13 protein-coding genes are annotated in these 17405 nt (G+C 64.0%); 12 read left to right on the top strand and 1 reads right to left on the bottom strand.

Annotation, left to right across the window (positions count from 1 at the left end; genetic code table 11):
* Window positions 1-142: 142 nt before the first annotated feature.
* The gene (gene porW, locus Q5H93_RS01330; RefSeq protein WP_305004669.1) at window positions 143-3214 is read right to left on the bottom strand and encodes a type IX secretion system periplasmic lipoprotein PorW/SprE; all 3072 of its coding nucleotides are present in this window, start codon (window positions 3212-3214) and stop codon (window positions 143-145) included.
* Between the two features lie 189 nt (window positions 3215-3403).
* Between porW and Q5H93_RS01335 the strand changes: the two genes are divergently transcribed.
* The 12 genes from Q5H93_RS01335 (at window position 3404) to Q5H93_RS01390 (ending at window position 17356) form a co-directional block, all read left to right on the top strand.
* Complete coding sequence (locus Q5H93_RS01335; RefSeq protein WP_305004670.1) at window positions 3404-3637, top strand: AtpZ/AtpI family protein; 234 nt, start codon at window positions 3404-3406, stop codon at window positions 3635-3637.
* On the top strand, window positions 3556-4044 hold the full coding sequence (locus Q5H93_RS01340; RefSeq protein WP_305004671.1) for a hypothetical protein: 489 nt from the start codon (window positions 3556-3558) through the stop codon (window positions 4042-4044). The genes Q5H93_RS01335 and Q5H93_RS01340 overlap by 82 nt, the downstream gene beginning before the upstream one ends.
* Window positions 4045-4081: 37 nt before the next feature.
* Entirely contained in the window at window positions 4082-5149 is a 1068-nt protein-coding gene (atpB, locus tag Q5H93_RS01345) for a F0F1 ATP synthase subunit A (protein WP_305004672.1), read from the top strand.
* A gap of 82 nt (window positions 5150-5231) precedes the next feature.
* Complete coding sequence (gene atpE, locus Q5H93_RS01350; RefSeq protein WP_305004673.1) at window positions 5232-5495, top strand: ATP synthase F0 subunit C; 264 nt, start codon at window positions 5232-5234, stop codon at window positions 5493-5495.
* Window positions 5496-5615: 120 nt separating this feature from the next.
* Window positions 5616-6110 carry a F0F1 ATP synthase subunit B gene (locus tag Q5H93_RS01355; protein ID WP_305004674.1) on the top strand — a complete coding sequence of 165 codons (495 nt, stop codon included), beginning with the start codon at window positions 5616-5618 and terminating at the stop codon, window positions 6108-6110.
* Window positions 6111-6226: 116 nt separating this feature from the next.
* Complete coding sequence (atpH, locus tag Q5H93_RS01360; protein WP_305004675.1) at window positions 6227-6790, top strand: ATP synthase F1 subunit delta; 564 nt, start codon at window positions 6227-6229, stop codon at window positions 6788-6790.
* Between the two features lie 121 nt (window positions 6791-6911).
* Window positions 6912-8495: a F0F1 ATP synthase subunit alpha gene (gene atpA / locus Q5H93_RS01365; RefSeq protein WP_305004676.1), complete on the top strand. Its 1584-nt coding sequence runs from the start codon at window positions 6912-6914 to the stop codon at window positions 8493-8495.
* Between the two features lie 108 nt (window positions 8496-8603).
* The gene (gene atpG, locus Q5H93_RS01370; protein WP_305004677.1) at window positions 8604-9491 is read left to right on the top strand and encodes an ATP synthase F1 subunit gamma; all 888 of its coding nucleotides are present in this window, start codon (window positions 8604-8606) and stop codon (window positions 9489-9491) included.
* Between the two features lie 242 nt (window positions 9492-9733).
* A complete protein-coding gene (locus tag Q5H93_RS01375) occupies window positions 9734-11455 on the top strand; it encodes a T9SS type A sorting domain-containing protein (protein WP_305004678.1) in 1722 nt (573 codons plus the stop codon).
* Window positions 11456-11548: 93 nt separating this feature from the next.
* Window positions 11549-13261: a T9SS type A sorting domain-containing protein gene (locus Q5H93_RS01380; RefSeq protein WP_305004679.1), complete on the top strand. Its 1713-nt coding sequence runs from the start codon at window positions 11549-11551 to the stop codon at window positions 13259-13261.
* A 147-nt stretch (window positions 13262-13408) separates the two neighbouring features.
* On the top strand, window positions 13409-15403 hold the full coding sequence (locus Q5H93_RS01385; RefSeq protein ID WP_305004680.1) for a T9SS type A sorting domain-containing protein: 1995 nt from the start codon (window positions 13409-13411) through the stop codon (window positions 15401-15403).
* A gap of 168 nt (window positions 15404-15571) precedes the next feature.
* Entirely contained in the window at window positions 15572-17356 is a 1785-nt protein-coding gene (locus Q5H93_RS01390) for a T9SS type A sorting domain-containing protein (protein ID WP_305004681.1), read from the top strand.
* Window positions 17357-17405 lie beyond the last annotated feature (49 nt).

The following is a 17405-nucleotide window of genomic DNA, read 5'->3' on the forward strand; positions in this document are numbered from 1 at the left end:
ACTGAGGGCAGCAAACAGAACGTCATCCTGAGCGCAGCGAAAGGACCTCGCCCGCTTCTCTGTGGTAGTAACTTTTGATTACTGCCGCACGAGGCACGGGCGAGGTCCTTTCGGCTGCGCCTCAGGATGACGTTCTGGGTTTTTACTTATACACCTTCTGGTAAAACGCCTGATACCCAGCCAAATCGCCGCTGGCCTGCAGCAGCGCCAGGTTCTCCAGGCTAATCACCACCGTCTGGTAGCCCTGCCCACGCAGGCGCGCCAGCGGCGACTGCGGCCCGCGCAGCTTGGTGGCATAGCCCTGCGCCACCTTCGAGCCGGTGAGCGGGCGAATGATGAGCAGGTCGCTGTCGGCGCCGAGCGGCTGGGGTTGCACCTGCAGGTTGCTGGCTTTGAAAAAGCGGCCATTGTAGGTGCCCAGCTGCGTGGCCAAATCGGCGGCGGCCGGCGTGGCTTTCGGAAACACCAGCACCACCGCGTGCGCCGCGCTGAGCTGCGTGGTGTAGGCCGTAGCGGGTGCGGTAGGCGTGGAGGAAGCCGTGGTGGCGCCCGTTATAGGGGCCGCAGCGGCGCCGGCCGGGGAGGGCGTAGCGCCCGTGGGAGCTGGCGCGGGCGCCGGAGCTGCTGGGCTTGGCTGCAGGCCATTAGCGGGGGCCGGCGCCGGGGCCGGCTGCATCGCCGAAGCCGGCATGGGGCCCGCCGAACCCATCGGGGCCAGCGACTGCGGGGCCGCATCCTTGCCGGCTTCCACGGGCTTAGGGCCCTCGGGCGCCGGGGTAGGCGTGGGCGTCGGCGCCGGCGGAATAGCCTGGTAGGGCGACTCATTCTCGCCGTACATAATCCGCATGCGGTTATCCACCTCGCCGGGGCGGAACATCGACACGCTGGGCTTCTCCGTCGAGGCCAGCGCGCCGGTGATTTTGCCGGCTTCCTGGTTTTTGTAAGTCGCGGCCAGGGCCATTGCCTGCGGCGCCAGCGGGCTCTTGGGGTAGTCTTTGTAGAACTGCTCCACCGAAGCCTTGGCCGTCATCGGCGGCTGGGTGCGGATGACGAGCAAGGTTTTCAGGTAGGCCACCCGGTCCTGCTGGTCGTGCTTGGGGTAGTCCTGCTCGGTTTTCGCCAGCAACTCTTTCGCCTTGGTGAAGCTCTGCTCCTTATACAGCTCAAAGGCCGCGTCAAGCCGGGCAGCCACGGCTTTCGCCAGGGCCCGCTCGTGCTCGCGGTACAGCGGGTCGGCAATGAGCTTGGCGTACACCGTTTCCGGGAACTCGCGCTGCAGGGCGGCCGCGTATTCGGCCATTTTGGCGGCGTCGGGCTTGTCTTTGTAATAGAGGTAGAGCAGGTAGTAGGCCTCCGGCGCATTTTTGCCGCGCACGTAGCGGTGCACCTGCTTCTCGTAGGTTTCGATGCCTTTTTCCTTCTCCTTCAACTGCTCCTTGTAAATGGTGCCCAGCGCGTACATGGCGGCTTCCACCTGCGTGTCGGAGGTTTTGAGTTGGTCGGGCGTGGTGGGAATGTCCTTGCGGTACTGCGTCACCAGCGCCTTGCGCTCGGCCTCGGGGTCCACAGTTTTGGCTTTGGTCGAGTCATTGGCACCCCCCCCGGCTGTCACTGAGTTCTGGTCGTTGCCCGTCACGGTGAGCGGCGCGCCGCCGCCCTGCTGAGTATTGGGCGAGCTGTTGCTCTGGCGGTTGTTCCGCCAGTTATCGGCCAGCTTGCGGTTGCCCCACTTCTTGATAAAGTCGGCCCGCGCCGTGCCCAGCGCCGAGGGATTATCGAAATACCACTTCGCGCCGGTCGTGGCCAAAGGGTCGAAGCTGTCCAGGTCTACGTTGCTAGTGCGGCCCGCCGGCAGCGAGTTCGGCCCGCTGTTGGCCTGCCGGGCGGCAAACTCAGCCGCGTCGGCCTTCTGCTTTTCCTGCTTGGCTTTCTTCTCGGCCTCCGCTTTTTTGCGGGCTATTTCGGCGTCGGCGTAGGTGTTGAGGCGCGTGGTCAGCTCCTCGGGCGCCAGCTGGGCCAGCGCCTGCAAGCTGTCCTGCGTTTCGATGATGGTGTACTGCGCGGCAAAATCCTTCAGAATGCCGGCCCGCTCCTTGATGGCGTCGTAATTCGGCATTTCCTTGGCCATGGACTGCACCGTGCTGTCGTAGTAAGCGGCCGCGAGGCGGTATTTCTGCAGGTTTTCGTAGTAGATGCGGCCGGCCAGCAGGTAAGTGTAGCCCTTCTGCGTCTTGCTGGTCGAGGGCACTTTGGCGGCCTGGCCCAGCAGCTTCAGCGCCTCACCGTATTTCTGCTCCCGGTAGTTGAGCCGCGCCATCTCATAGTAGATTTTGTCGCGGTACTCATTGTTTTTGATGTCCTTGAGCAGCGCCGCGAAGTACTTGTCCAGCCGCGCCCGGTCCTGCAGGTTCAAATCCGATACCTGCGCCAGCATCAGCTTGCTCTGAAAATCCAACTCGTACGGCGGGTTGCGCGCCAAGATAAGGTTGAGCTGCTCGTAGGCCTTCTTGTTCTCGCCCTTGTCCTGATACAGCTGCGCCAGAATGAAGCGTGTGCGCGACCGCTCGTTCTTAAACTCAATCAGCGGAATGGCCTTCTCCAGGTTCGGAATAGCCTTCTCCGGCTCACCGGTGCGAATAAAAAAATCAGCCCGCGTCAGAAACAGCTCGCGGGCGTTGCGCTCCAGGCCTTCCTCCTTGTCCAAGAGGTTCGATACCGACTTGGCATTCTCAAACTCCTTCAAGGCCACAAAGGTCCGCATCAGGCCAATCAGCGACTCGTGCTTGGCATTGGGGTCCTTGCTGGTCGAATTGACGTACTTAAACGTCACGGCCGCGTCGCCAAACTGCATCTGGTAGTAGCGCGACCAGCCCACCAGCAGGTAGGCGTCGTCGGTCCAGTCGGAGCCCGGGCGGTGCTGAATGGGCAGCGAGGCCTTCTTAATAATGTCGATGAGGTCGGTGCGGTTGGCGCGCACCGCCGCGCTGTCGAGCACCGGAAACAGCGGCAGGGTCTGGTTATAGTCGTCGGTGCGGGTGGCGTAGAGCTTGGTTTCCACACCGCGCAGCTTCTCGCGGGCCAGGAAATAGCCGTTGTCGCGCGCCGCCACGTTGTTGAAGGAGTGCGCCACCAGGTTTTTGTCCGAAGCGCAGCCGGTGAGCAGCCAGCCCAGGCCCGCCACCACTGCCAGCAGCGCCGGCCAACGAAAATTCAACGAAGACTGAGTCAAAATCAAAAGCGGTAATAAAACCCGTGCAGTAGCCCGCAAACGCCCGGAAGGCCCCGAAATGTTCGCCAACTCCGACACTTAACGGAGCCTGAACGGTAAAATTACGTTTTTCCGGACGATGCGCGGCCCAAGTTCCTGCCGTAGCTTTGTTGTCCCATTTCGAAAAACGATTGAATGGCCGCCGCTCCCGACTCTCCGCCCCCCGGCTCCGACCGGCTTCGCACCTTTGCGAAGTACTCGGGCATCGCCTTCCAGATGCTGGCCATTATCGGCCTCAGCACCTGGCTGGGCCTCTGGCTCGACGGCCATTACCACACCAAAACCCCGTGGTTTACCATCGGGCTGATGCTCCTCGGCGTGTTCGCCGCCCTCTACCAAACCATCCGCTCGCTCACCAAAGAATCGTAATGGGGAAATTTTTTACCCAGTTTGCCGCCTGCTTCCTTGCCCTGGCCGCCATCCTGGCGGGCCTGCAGGCCGCGTTCGGTCCGGCCGTGGTGCATCCGCTGGCGTTTTACATTCTGGGGTATCTGGCGGCCATCACCTTCGTCACTTATTGGGTTACAGCCAAACTGGTCATCGCCTCGCCCGACAATTTTATGCTGGCCTATTTCGGCAGTATGGTATTTCGCCTATTGCTGTCGCTGGTGCTCGTGCTGGTGCATTTTTACCGTGGCGGGGCCAACGAAGGACACGGCACCTGGACCTTCCTCGGAGCCTTTTTTGCCTTGTACTTTGTGAGTGCTGGTTTTGAAATTTGGGCTATTTTTACTAACTTGCGGCCGTTTTCAAAAAAGCAAGTAACGGAAAAATAGCTACTTATCCGTTCTTTAGGGACTTAATTAACTTTTGATGAAGCGTTTACTAGCGGTCCTATTCTGTATTCTCACGCTGCCCGTTTTTGCGAGCGAGCACGCCGGCATCCCCGCAAAAGAGGAGGCGTTTAACCCCGGCGAAATGATTTTGCACCACATCGGCGATTCGCACGAGTGGCACTGGTTTAGCACCGACAACGGGCATTTCACCTCCTACCTGCCCATCATCGCCTACCGCCCCGGCAAAGGCGTTTCGACCTTCTCGAGCGAGAAACTCGCCCCCAAGCACGGCGAAGCCGAAGGCGCAGAATACGATGGCCTCAAGCTGCACCACGAAAAGCTGGTGACCACCGACGGCAGCCCCGTCTACGACTTCTCCATCACCAAAAACGTGGCTGCTCTGCTCGGCAGCAGCATACTGTTACTGGTGGTATTCACCATCGTAGCCAAAGGCTACAAGACCAACCACGGCCGCGCCCCCAAAGGCATCCAGTCGTTTTTCGAGGTGCTTATCGTCTTCATTCGCGACGAGGTAGCCAAGAAATCCATCGGCCCGAAGTACGAGCGCTACATGCCGTATCTGCTCACGGTGTTCTTCTTCATCTGGTTCAATAACCTGCTGGGCCTCACGCCCGGCGCAGCTAACCTGACCGGCAACATCGCCATCACGCTCACCATGGCGGTGCTCACGCTCATCATCACCCTGGCCAGCTCCAACAAGAACTACTGGGCCCACATTTTCGCCACGCCCGGCGTGCCGGTAGCCCTGCTGCCCATCATGATTCCAGTGGAACTGATTGGTATTGTGGTGAAACCATTCTCGCTCATGATTCGTCTGTTCGCCAACATCACCGCTGGTCACATCGTTATTCTGAGCTTTATCAGCCTGATTTTCATCTTCCGTAGCGCGGCCGTGGCGCCCATTTCGCTGGCTTTCGGCTTGTTCATCAACGTGCTGGAGCTGCTGGTTTCGATTCTGCAGGCCTACATCTTCACGCTGCTCACCGCCATGTACATCGGCGGCGCGGTAGAGGAGCATCACGATGCCGATTACCAGATGGGTGGCGGCGACGGCGCCGACGTAGCGCACGCTCCCCACCACTAATCTTCCCGAGTTCTAATTACTGGCCAGCGCGTTGCCGGCCTCCCTTTTCGTTTTTTTCTTTTTCCCATCTTTTCTTTTTTTTATGCTTCTCTCTTTGTTGTTGCAGGTTGTGAATGCTGCTGGTCTGGCCGTAATGGGCGCCGGCATTGGTGCTGGTCTGGTGGCGTTGGGCGTTGGTCTGGGCATCGGCCGTATCGGTGGTAGCGCAATGGAGGCTATCGGCCGTCAGCCGGAAGCTTCCGGCAAAATCCAAACCGCCATGCTGATTGTAGCCGCTCTCATCGAGGGTCTGGGCCTGTTCGCCGTGGTAGTTTGCTTGCTGATTTCCTTCAAGCTGCAAGGGTAAGAAGCGTTTGGAATCGGGCAGCCCGTTGCGCGTCGCTTCGGCGTGTAGCGCGGCGGGCTGCTTTTCTTTTCTGATTGTCAGGCTTGCTGACCGTCTCCAACCGACAATTACTCCCCAACCATGCAACTTATAACCCCCGAGTTAGGCCTGATTTTCTGGCAACTGGTTATCTTCCTGCTGGTGCTGTTTCTGCTGGCGAAATTCGCCTGGAAACCGATTCTGCTTTCACTCAAAGAGCGTGAAGACAGCATCGAAGGCGCCCTGCGCATGGCCGACGAGGCCAAGCTCGAGATGCAGGCCCTGAAAGCCGGCAACGAGAAGCTCCTCGCCGATGCCCGCCGCGAGCGCGACCAGATGATGAAGGAAGCCAGCACCATGGCCGAGAAGCTCATCGAAACCGCCAAAACGCGCGCCACCGAAGAAGGCGGCCGCATGATTACCCAGGCCCGTGAAGCCATCCAGAACGAGAAAAACGCTGCCCTGGCCGAAGTGAAAAACACGGCCGCCCAGCTCTCGCTCGACATTGCCGAGCGCATCCTGCGCCGCGAGCTCAGCGACCCCGCCGCCCAAAAGCAGCTGGTCGATTCGTATTTGAAAGACGTAAAGCTGAACTAACTGTCGTGCTGACGAAGGAAGCATCTTTTCACGGCTGCTTTCGCCAGAGTTACTAACCCCGACGAAGCGAGCGTGAAAAGATGCTTCCTTCGTCAGCATGACAATTACCCAAAACTATGGCTGACCAACGAGTAGCGGCCCGCTACGCCAAGTCGCTCCTCGACCTAGGCCGGGAGCAGGGCGTGCTGGCTGAAGTAAAGCAGGACATGGATTTGCTGGCGACCACGGTGGCCGGCAGCCGCGACCTGCGCCTGTTGCTGCGCAACCCGATTGTGAAGCACGATAAAAAGCAGGCCATTCTGGAGGCGGTGTTCAAGGGCAAGGTGTCGGACATGACGCTGCGCTTCTTCCTCATCATGACCCAGAAAAACCGCGAAAGCGTGCTGGAGCACGTGGCTCCCGAGTTCCTCATTCAGTACAACCTGCTGCAGGGAATTCAGAAAGCCGAAGTGACCTCCGCGGCGCCCCTCACCCCCGAGCTGCGCGCCCGTATGGAAGCGCTGGTGAAGGAGCGGAGCGGCCTCGAGCACGTCACGCTGACCGAGAAAGTAGACCCGGACCTCATCGGCGGCTTCGTGCTGCGGGTGGGCGACCAGCAAATCGACGACTCGGTTCGCACCGGCCTGCGCAAGCTGCGCACGTCGCTGCAAGACAAAACATTTCAAAATCAACTGGGATAAGGTGAACTGGGTGATTCGAGGTGAGGAGGTAACTGGTTGAGCAGCTTAATGCGCCCAGCCGGATTCCCCACCCAATTACCTCCTCACCCAAGCCTCCTCATCACTTTTATTCCTCATCAAAATGGCAGAAGTACGTCCGGACGAAGTTTCCGCAATCCTGCGGCAGCAACTGTCCAATTTTAAGTCGGAAGCCGAGCTGGAAGAAGTCGGCACCGTGTTGCAAGTCGGCGACGGCGTGGCCCGCATCTACGGGCTGGGCAAGGCCCAGGCCGGCGAGCTGATTGAGTTTGAAAACGGGCTGCAAGCCCTGGTACTGAACCTGGAAGAAGACAACGTAGGTGCCGTAATGCTCGGCGACTACAGCGGCATCCAGGAAGGTGCCACGGTGAAGCGCACCAACAAAATTGCCTCCATCAAGGTGGGCGAGGGCATCGTGGGCCGCGTGGTGAACACGCTGGGCCTGCCCATCGACGGCCGCGGCCCCATCACGGGCGACGTGTACGAGATGCCGCTGGAGCGCAAGGCGCCCGGCGTAATCTACCGTCAGCCGGTGACCGAGCCGATGCAAACTGGCATCAAGTCGATTGACGCCATGATTCCGATTGGCCGGGGCCAGCGCGAGCTGATTATCGGTGACCGCCAGACCGGCAAGTCGGCCGTGGCTATCGATACCATCCTGAACCAGCGCGAGTTCTTCGAGCGCGGTGAGCCTGTGTTCTGCATCTACGTGGCCATCGGGCAGAAAGCCTCGACGGTAGCGCAGGTGGTGAACTCGCTGCAGCGCGGCGGCGCCATGGACTACACCGTAGTGGTGTCGGCTTCGGCCTCGGACCCCGCCCCGATGCAGTTCTACGCCCCCTTCACCGGGGCCGCCATCGGCGAGTACTTCCGCGACACGGGCCGCCCGGCCCTCGTGGTGTATGATGACTTGTCGAAGCAGGCCGTGGCGTACCGCGAGGTGTCGCTGCTGCTCCGTCGCCCCCCGGGCCGCGAAGCTTACCCCGGCGACGTATTCTACCTGCACAGCCGCCTGCTGGAGCGCGCCGCTAAAATCAATGCCTCGGACTCCATCGCCCGCGACATGAACGACTTGCCCGACAGCATCAAGCATTTGGTGAAAGGTGGCGGCTCGCTCACGGCGCTGCCGCTGATTGAGACGCAGGCTGGCGACGTATCGGCGTACATTCCGACCAACGTAATTTCGATTACTGACGGCCAGATTTTCCTCGAAACCAACCTTTTCAACTCCGGTATCCGGCCCGCCATCAACGTGGGCATCTCGGTGAGCCGCGTGGGTGGCAACGCCCAGATTAAGTCGATGAAGAAGGTGGCCGGTACGCTGAAGCTCGACCAGGCCCAGTTCCGCGAGCTGGAAGCCTTCGCCAAGTTCGGCTCCGACCTCGATGCCTCGACCAAGCTCACGATTGAGCGCGGCCGGCGCAACCTGGAGATTCTGAAGCAGGCCCAGTTCTCGCCCGTGAAGGTGGAGGACCAGGTAGCCATCATCTACGCCGCCACCAACGGCCTGCTCGACGGCATCCCGGTGAACCGGGTGCGCGAGTTCGAGAAGGAGTTCGGCCAGGTGATGAACTCGCGTCATCCCGATGTGCTGAAGGCCCTCAAGGCCGGCAAGCTGGAAGACAGCGGCATCGCCGCCATCCGCCAGGTAGCCAAGGACCTGACGGCGAGCTACGCTGCTGCGTAGGTTGAAAGTTATGAGTTATGAGTTATGAGTTATGAGTTGAGGATGTCCAGACAGGGCACCGAAACCCAAACTCATAACTCATAACTCTCAACTCCTAACTCAAAGAAAATGGCAAGCTTAAAAGAAGTTCGCAGCCGCATTCAGTCGGTGTCGAGCACGCAGCAGATTACCAAGGCCATGAAAATGGTGTCGGCGGCGAAGCTGCGGCGGGCCCAGGACGCCATCGTGCGGATGCGGCCCTACGCGCAGCGCCTGAACAGCATTCTGAGCAACCTGACGCGCTCGATGGACGAGGATGTGGAGAACGAGTACGGCATCGTGCGCGAAGTGCGCAAGGTGCTGATTATCGCCGTGACCTCGGACCGGGGCCTGGCGGGCGCGTTCAACTCCAACGTGTTCAAGGGCGTGACGGCTACCGTGCGGGAGCGCTACGCCAACCTGCCGGCCGCCAACATCTCGGTGATGGCCATTGGCAAGAAGGCGCACGATTACTACGGCCGCGGCCGGGGCTTCACGCGGGTGGGCGACTACACGCACGTCTTCGCCAAGCTGTCGTTCGATACCGTGCGGGCGGCGGCCGAGGTCGCGATGGAAGGCTTCCGCGATGGGCTGTACGACGAAGTAGTGGTGGTGTACAACGAGTTCAAGAACGTGGCGACGCAGGTTATCCGCGCCCAGCAGCTGCTGCCGCTGGTGCCGGCCGAGGCGCCCGCCAACGTAAAGGAATCGAACGTGGACTACATCTTCGAGCCCAGCAAAGAAGAAATCATTCAGACGCTCATTCCGCAGTCTATCAAGGTGCAGCTTTTCAAGGCGGTGCTGGAAAGCAACGCTTCGGAGCACGGGGCGCGGATGACGGCCATGGACAAAGCCACGGACAACGCCGGGGAATTGTTGAAGGCCCTGAAATTGACCTATAACCGGACGCGTCAGGCGGCCATCACGACCGAGATTCTCGAAATCGTGGGGGGCGCGGAGGCGCTGGCGGCGGGGTAATTCCTGTTCGCAGTATGGATTGCTGACGGCCAGCTCCCGGTGGGGGCTGGCCGTTTTGCTTATTCAGTGGAGCAAGTAGGCGTGAGGTACTGCCTGCTATGCTTCGTGGCGATGGTACCGGGGGGATGCAGGGGCTGGTGGTGGAGTAAGCGAGAGGCACCGCGTGGCACAGCACAGACCTAGGAGGGCTATACCATACCTTTGCGAGGTTTGCTGCCATTATACGCAAGGGAATGACTAGAATGATTACTGTTTCGGGCTGGCAGGTGGCCGGCTGGGTGCTGGCTTTGTGGCTACCGGCCAGCTTGGCGACGGCCCAGGGCCCGGTACTCACCACCTTGTTCCCCCGCATCAATGCCGCGTCGGCTCCGGCTGCCGGGGGGCTCACGCTCGCCTTCACGCAGGCGCTGACTCCTGCCTCGGCGGCGGGGCTGCACGTGTTCAGCGCGAAGCGGGGCGGGCTGCGCACCCGCACGGCGCCGGCCGTGGTCAGCGGCAACGAGCTGCGCTACACGCTGGGTACGACGCCCTTCGTGGCGGGCGAAACCGTGCAGTACACTGCCACGACGGCCGTGACGGGCCCCGGCGGACCCCTGACCCGGCCCGTGGTGGGGCAGTTCACGGTGGGCACGCGGCCCAGCGCGGCCACCTTTGCGCTTGGCCCGACGGTGAGCTGGACGGCGCCCGACGAACTGCTTGCCCTGGCCGATGTGAACGGCGATGGCCTGATGGATATGCTGGTGTCGTCGTTTACGGTCGATACCGTGAGTGTGCACTTGGGGGTAGGGGGCGGGCAGTTCCGCCACGGCTCGGCCGTGACTACGGACTTTGATAACAACCGGCTGCGCCTGGCTGACATGGATGGCGACGGCGACCTCGACTTGCTGGTGGGCAAGAAGTATACCTACGGCCTGCATCTGTGCCGTAACGATGGTACCGGCCGCTTTGCCCCCGCCCAGCCTACGGCCCTGAATTCTGTGGTGCAGAGCCTGGAGGTGGGCGACGTGGATGGTGACGGCGACCTGGACGTTCTGATACCGTGGTATCAACCTCCGCAGCCCGGCCTGCTGCTGGGCCGCAACGACGGCACGGGTGCCCTGACGCCCGAACTGGTGGTGGCCGCTTCCGATGACTTCCGGGGGCTGGTCCTGGGCGACCTCGACGGCGACCACGACCTTGACGTGGTGGCGACCAGCTACCAGGACAGCACGGTACGCGTGTATCGTAACGATGGCCGGGGCGCCTTTACGCCTACCGCACCCTTGGCCATGGGGCGTTATCCCGACATCATCAAACTGGCTGACTTCAACAACGACGGCGCACTTGACTTGCTGTGCACTCACTCGCAGGTGCCAGCTAATCCGGGCTTTGTGGCCGTGAGCGTGGGGCACAACAACGGCACCGGCACCTTCAGCCGCACGCTGCTGCCCCCTATGGGCACGGTGAGCCAAGCAGTGGCCGATGTGGGCGATGTGGACGGCGACGGCGACCTCGACCTGCTGCTCACCGGTACCACCGATACCAACCTGCGCCTGGCCCTGAACCCCGGCAACGGGCAGTTTGCCACGGCTCAAGTATTCAACCGGCCGTCGCAGTCCTACAATGCCCAACTGGTGGATGCCGACAGCGACGGCGACCTCGACGTCGTCGTGAGCATTCCTTCTACCACCACGGCCGCGCAGGTGCTGCTCAACGACGGCACGGCGCTGGCGGCGGCGCCAGCTGCTACCAGCGCCTTCACCGTGTATCCGAACCCAGCGGCGGGCCGCGCCACTCTGCGCGGGGCCCCGCCCCACACGCCGGTGCTGCTGCTCGATGCGCTGGGCCGCTGCGTGTGGCAGGGCCGCACCACGGCCGCCGGCACTGCTATCATGGCGTTGCCGGCCAGCCTCGCGCCCGGTCTCTACCTGCTGCGGCTGACTACGGGCGGCACCACGGCCACCCAGCGGCTGGTGGTGGAGTAGGCACCCCGGCCGTCCGGCATAATGGCGGGCATCGGAGAATACAAGGTACATTTGAGCAGTTAAATACCTTGTGCCACCCTGCTCTTATTGCTTATGCCCCGGCCTTTTACCGTCGTTCACGCTGCCGTTTTATTGCTCCTGATGGGGCTGCTGGCTACCCCGGCCGCCCGGGCGCAAGCCCCAGCCTGGGGAGCCGTCAGCACCATCGACAATGCCCCGGCCCGCATCTACGCTTCGGCGACCGATGCGGCCGGTAATGTATTCGTAACGGGCGCTTTCTCGGGCGTAGCCCGCCTGGGCAGCATCACGCTGACCAGCAGCGGCGACAGCGACATTTTCGTGGCCAAGTGGAGCCCGGCAACGGGCCGCTACGTGTGGGCGCAGCGCGCCGGGGGCGTGGGCCTCGACGATGCCCGCGCCATTGCCGTGGCCGGCAATGCCGTGTACGTGACGGGTATCTACCGCGACGCGGCTACTTTTGGCACTACCCAGCTGCCGGGCAGCATCAACAACAACGCCTTTGTGTGCAAGCTGGTGGATGCGGGCACGAGTGGCAGCTTCAGCTGGGCCCACTGGATGGGCGGCACCGGCAACCGCGTGACGCTGGCCGAAGCCCTGGCCGTAGTGGGTACTTCGGTGTATGTAGGCGGCCGCTTTAGCAATGCCATCATCACGTTTAGCGGCCTGGCCCTGCAAAATGCCAATGAGGGCAACTACGATGGCTTCGTGGCCAAGCTAACCGATGCCGGGGCGACGGCCAGCTTTACCTGGGCCGAGCGCCTGGGCGGCCCCGACGACGACCGAGTGCGGGCCCTGGCCGTGGCCGGCAATGCCCTGTACGTGGCGGGCGCCTTCGATGGTGCCATGCGGGGAGGCATCTTTCCAACGCTGGTTGGCCCGCTGAACAACACGGAGGGCTTTGTGGGCAAACTCACCGACCAGGGCCCCCGAGCCACCAGCGAGTGGGAGCGCAGCCTGGGGGGTAGCGGGGTAGATGAAGTAACGGCCCTGACCACGCAGGGCGTAGCCGTGTACCTGACCGGCTACTACACCAGCCCGAGCCTCGACGCGTTTCCCTTCACTCTGCGCAACAGCAGCAGCCCCTCCTCCAACCTGCTGGTGGTTCGGCTGCAGGAAGCGGGGGGCAGCCCCATCTTCACCTGGGTGCAGTCGTCGGCGGGTACGGGCGACGAACTGGGCCATGCCATTGCCGTGCGCGGCAACAGCGTGTACGTCGCCGGTTCGTTTGATGGCAGCGCCACCACCTGGGGAGCCTCTACGCTGGTCACTGCCGGCCAGCGCGACGTGCTGGTGATGCGCCTGACCGAAGCCCCCGGCCAGGCTGCGTTCGACTGGGCGGTGGCGGCCGGGGGTAGCGGCAGCGACTCGCCGGCGACGCTCGCCCTGAGTGGCACCCAGGTGCTGGTGGCTGGCAGCGTCGCCTCGCCGGCGGCGTTTGGCAGCACCAGCGTAATAGGGGCCTCGGCGGGCGCGCCGGTAGGCTTCCTGGCCTCGCTTACCGACCTTACGCTGGGCACCCGCCCGGCTACGGCGGCGGCCCTCACCATCTATCCCAACCCGGCCCATGCCCGCACCACCGTGCCGCTGCCCGCCCTGGTTACGGCCAGCCCCGCCCGCCTCACTTTGCTCGACGCCCTGGGCCGCGCGGTGCGCACCGAAACCGTAGCCCTGGCCGCCAGCGCTACCCGCCATGCGCTCGACCTGGCGGGCCTGGCGCCGGGCCTCTACCTCGTGCGCCTCACTGCCAATGGCACCACCGCCACCCAGCGGCTGGTGGTGGAGTAGCACTCCGCTACCTACTAGACTATAAGCCCGGTGGCCGCATGGTCGCCGGGCTTTTTGCTGAGCGTGGGGGCCGAGGCAGGCCGCTGAGGAAGTGGCAGTATCTTTACCGCGTCGGTCAGGTAGAGCGACGGGTAGTCTGCTTTTGGTATGAAACTTCTTGTTACAACTGTTCGCCGGGTGTTGCTGATGCTGGGCGCGATGCTGGGAACTATGGCGGCCAGCCGGGCCCAGGCGCCCACCTGGCAGATGCTGGTAACCAGCACCCAGGTGCCCGGCAACCCCTGCACGATAACCGACACCGCCACCGACAGCCTCGGCAACGTTTTCGTGACCGGCTACTTCGGCTCTACCATGACGCTGGGCGCGTTCTCCCAAACTACGCTGGGCGCCTACGATGCCTTCGTGGCCAAGTGGAGCCCCACGGCGCAGGCCTTTGTGTGGGTGGTGCAGGTGGGCAGCCCCTCGGGCGAGCGGCCCCAGGCGCTGGCCGTGCAGGGCTCGCACGTGTACCTGGCGGGGTATATCGAAAATGCACTTATAGTAGGCACCATGAGCTTTGCCGGCGTGCTGGTACCCATGGGGCGCGACGACCGGACCTTCCTCACCCGCATCGACGACCTGGGCAGCAGCGCCCGCTGCGTATGGGGCCAGCTGATTCCCAGCACCAGCGTGGTCGATGCGTCCCACCTGCTCGTGCAGGGCACCACGCTCTACCTGAGCGGCAGCTTTGGCGGCACGGCCACCTTTGGCAGCCAGCAGCTGACGACGGCCGGCGGCCGCGATATCTTTGTAACCAAAATGCGCGATACGGGCACCGCCGCCGACTACGAGTGGGTGGTGGCCGCCGGCAACACCGGCTATGAAACCTGTACCGGCCTGGCCCGCAATGGCAGCAGCCTGTACCTCGGCGGCTCGTTCAACAGCCCGGCGCTAACCTTAGGGACCACTACCCTGGCGCTCACCGGCGCCTACGATGGCTTCGTGGCCAAGCTCAACGACCTGGGGAGCACGGCCACCTGGCAATGGGCCCGGCCGCTGACTGGCGCGGGCCGCGAAACCATAAACACGCTCACGGCCCAGGGAAATACCATTTACGCCGGGGGCGCTTTCACCGATTTTCCCCTGACGGTAGGGCCCCACACGCTGGCCAATGCGGGCGGCACCCGGGCTTTCCTGCTGAAAATGACCGATACCGGCCCCGGCAGCACCGTGGCCTGGGCCCTGGCCCCCGGCGGCGCCAGCACCGGCGGCGTGCAGGCCCTGCTGGCCACCGACAGCACTCTCTACGTGGCCGGCACCTGCCAGGGCGCGGGCCCGGTAATTGGCCTCGATACCCTGAGCAGCTCGGTGGGCTACAACACCTTCGTAACCCGCCTGCACGATGGCGTGGCCGGCCCTTACTACCAGTGGACGCAGCAGGCGGGCAACCCCACCACGGCCGCCCCCAGCTCCCTGAGCCTGGTGAATAACCAGCTGTACGTGGGGGGCTCCACCCAGGCCGGGGCCCTGTTCGGCCCGCACACCGTGCCCTCGGTGGGCAGTGTCGGCAAGGCCTTTCTGGCGATGCTGGGCGTGGGTACCGTTTTGCAGCCCCGCCTGGCGGCACTACTGCCCAGCCAGGGGGCGGTGGGTAGCTACCTCACCATCGAGGGCAGCAACCTGCAAGGAGCCCTGCGCATTACCTTCGCGGGGCCGGGCAGCCCCAGCGCCGGCCCGGGCTTCGTGGTCAATGCCGCGGGCACCGTCATCCAGAATGTGGAAGTGCCAGCCGGCGCCGCCAGCGGCCCCGTGATGGTGACCACGCCGCGCGGGGTGGTATCGGCCCTGACCTACACGGTGCTGGCGGGCGGCACGGGGCCCCTGGCTACGGCGGCCCCGGCGGCCCCCGCCCACCTGGGCCTGCTGCCCAACCCGGCGCATGGCCGGGCCACGGTGCTGCTACCGGCTACTCCGGGCAGCGACTTTCCCGCTACCATCACCCTGCTCGATGCCCTGGGCCGCATGGTGCGCGCCGAAACCGTAGCGCTGGGCGCCGGTGCTACCCGCCATGCGCTCGATTTGGCGGGCCTCACGCCCGGGCTGTACCTGGTGCGCCTGACGGCCAATGGCACCACCGCCACCCAGCGCCTGGTGGTGGAGTAAGCGGCAGCGCCCGCTGCCGGTAGGCTGGGGACAACAAGAAGCAACAGCCAGCGACGAACAGCTCCATAGGCAAGCTTTTTGCTCAGGCCCGGGCTGGCGGCTGATGGTGGCGGCCCGCCCGCCGATTTGGCTGGCCCTGCCGCGTCATCTTCACGCTCATCTGTACTCATGCAACACCGCATACTTACCCTGTTGGCGGGCCTGCCCCTGCTGGCCCACACGGCTGGCGCCCAAGCGCCCGGCTGGACGGATGCCACTCTGCTCGGCACCCTGAACCCTGCTGCCAGTGTCAACGACAACGGGTTTACGCCCCGCGCCACGGCTACCGATGCGCAGGGCAACGTATGGCTGGCCGGCGGGTTTTACGGCACCGTCAACTTCGGCGCTATCCGCCTGACCAGCGTGGGCCCTACCGATGCCGTGGTGCTGAAGTGGAACCCCGCCACCAACACCGTGGCCTGGGCCCAGCAGATTGGCGGCATCGGGCGGGAAGAGTTTACCGCTCTGACGCTACGGGGCGGCGTGGCGTATCTCACCGGCGCCTTCGCCAGCCCCACCGTGGCCGTGGGCCCTGCCATGCTCACCAACGCGGAGGGCAGCGCCACCTTTGCGCCGCGCAATGTGATGGTGCTGAAGCTGACCGATGCCGGCAACACGGCCCAGCTAAACTGGGCCCAGCAGCTGGGCACTACCGGCGACGAAGCTGCCACCGCCATTGCCGAGCGCAACGGCAGCGTGTACGTGGCCGGGGCCTTTAATAGCACGGCCCTGCAAGTAGGCCCCAGCCAGCTCACTGCCGACCCCAACGGCGATGGCTACGTGGCCCGCCTGACCGATAACGGCAGTAGCGCCGCCTGGGCCTGGGCCCTACCCCTGGGCGGCACCGGCCGCGACGATGTGCTGGCTCTGGCCCTGGGCAGCACGGCGGTGTATGTGGCCGGGCAGTTTGCCAGCCCCAGCCTTCGCGTGGGCGGCCACACGCTCACCAACACCAGCCTGCCCAGCTTCAACCCGGCCTACCTGTACAGCGACGGCTTCGTGCTGCGGCTGACGGATGCGGGCAGCTCCGGCGTGGTCGATTGGGTGCAGCAAACCACCGGCCTCTACGGAGAGCAGTTTGCGGCCTTGGCCGTGCACGGCAATACCCTGTACACGGCCCTCAACTTTGGCCAGGCCGGGGCCACGGTGGGCGCCGTGGCGCTGAGCAGCCCCGCCAATGCCGTCCGGAGCGCGAGCGACGCGGGCGTGGCCGTGGTGAAGCTGACCGATACCGGCACCGCCAGCACTGCCGTGTGGGGCGTGGCGGGCGGCGGGGCGGGCAATCAGTATGCCCGGGGCCTGGCCGTGCGGGGCACCGACGTGTACCTGGCCGGCGACTTCCGCAGCGATACCCTAGCCCTGGGCGGCTTCCGGCTGCCCAACGTGCCGGGGATTATCACCTACTCCAATACGTTTCTGAGCCGCATCACTGACGGTGGCACCACCGGCCGCGTGGCCTGGGCCCAGCAATACGGCGGCTTTGGCTCCGAAGAAGTGGCGGCCGTGGCCCTGGCCGGCAACCGGGTGTACGTGGCCGGCTGGGCCAACTCGCCCAACCTGCAGGTGGGCGCGCGCCCGCTGCCCATTGCCAGCGCCCAGTCGGCGGGTGTGCTGGCCTGGGTGACCGACCCGGCCTTGCTCGGCACTGCTGCCCTGGCGTTGCCGTCGGCCTTCAGCGTGGGGCCCAATCCGGCCCACGGCCGGGCGCTGGTGCAGCTGGCTGCCGCAACGGCCCCGGGTGCCCCCACCACCCTCACCCTGCTCGACGCCCTGGGACGTTCGATGCGAACGGCCACCTTGCCCGCCACTACCACCTCGCACCCGCTCGACCTTGCGGGCCTCACGCCCGGCCTGTACCTGGTGCGCCTGACGGCCAATGGCACCACCGCCACCCAGCGCCTGGTAGTAGAGTAGGGTAGCAGCTGCCCGAGAAGAACAGCCGCCCGCCCGCCCGCCTCCACCC

The organism is Hymenobacter aranciens (assembly GCF_030580865.1).
GTDB lineage: Bacteria > Bacteroidota > Bacteroidia > Cytophagales > Hymenobacteraceae > Hymenobacter > Hymenobacter aranciens.

What these genes read in the sequence shown, in the direction of transcription:
- Q5H93_RS01335 (WP_305004670.1), top strand. Translation starts at nt 3,404, where the DNA reads ATGGCCGCCGCTCCCGACTCTCCGCCCCCCGGCTCCGACCGGCTTCGC.
- atpB (WP_305004672.1), top strand. Translation starts at nt 4,082, where the DNA reads ATGAAGCGTTTACTAGCGGTCCTATTCTGTATTCTCACGCTGCCCGTT.
- atpE (WP_305004673.1), top strand. Translation starts at nt 5,232, where the DNA reads ATGCTTCTCTCTTTGTTGTTGCAGGTTGTGAATGCTGCTGGTCTGGCC.
- Q5H93_RS01355 (WP_305004674.1), top strand. Translation starts at nt 5,616, where the DNA reads ATGCAACTTATAACCCCCGAGTTAGGCCTGATTTTCTGGCAACTGGTT.
- atpH (WP_305004675.1), top strand. Translation starts at nt 6,227, where the DNA reads ATGGCTGACCAACGAGTAGCGGCCCGCTACGCCAAGTCGCTCCTCGAC.
- atpA (WP_305004676.1), top strand. Translation starts at nt 6,912, where the DNA reads ATGGCAGAAGTACGTCCGGACGAAGTTTCCGCAATCCTGCGGCAGCAA.
- atpG (WP_305004677.1), top strand. Translation starts at nt 8,604, where the DNA reads ATGGCAAGCTTAAAAGAAGTTCGCAGCCGCATTCAGTCGGTGTCGAGC.
- Q5H93_RS01375 (WP_305004678.1), top strand. Translation starts at nt 9,734, where the DNA reads ATGATTACTGTTTCGGGCTGGCAGGTGGCCGGCTGGGTGCTGGCTTTG.
- Q5H93_RS01380 (WP_305004679.1), top strand. Translation starts at nt 11,549, where the DNA reads ATGCCCCGGCCTTTTACCGTCGTTCACGCTGCCGTTTTATTGCTCCTG.
- Q5H93_RS01385 (WP_305004680.1), top strand. Translation starts at nt 13,409, where the DNA reads ATGAAACTTCTTGTTACAACTGTTCGCCGGGTGTTGCTGATGCTGGGC.
- Q5H93_RS01390 (WP_305004681.1), top strand. Translation starts at nt 15,572, where the DNA reads ATGCAACACCGCATACTTACCCTGTTGGCGGGCCTGCCCCTGCTGGCC.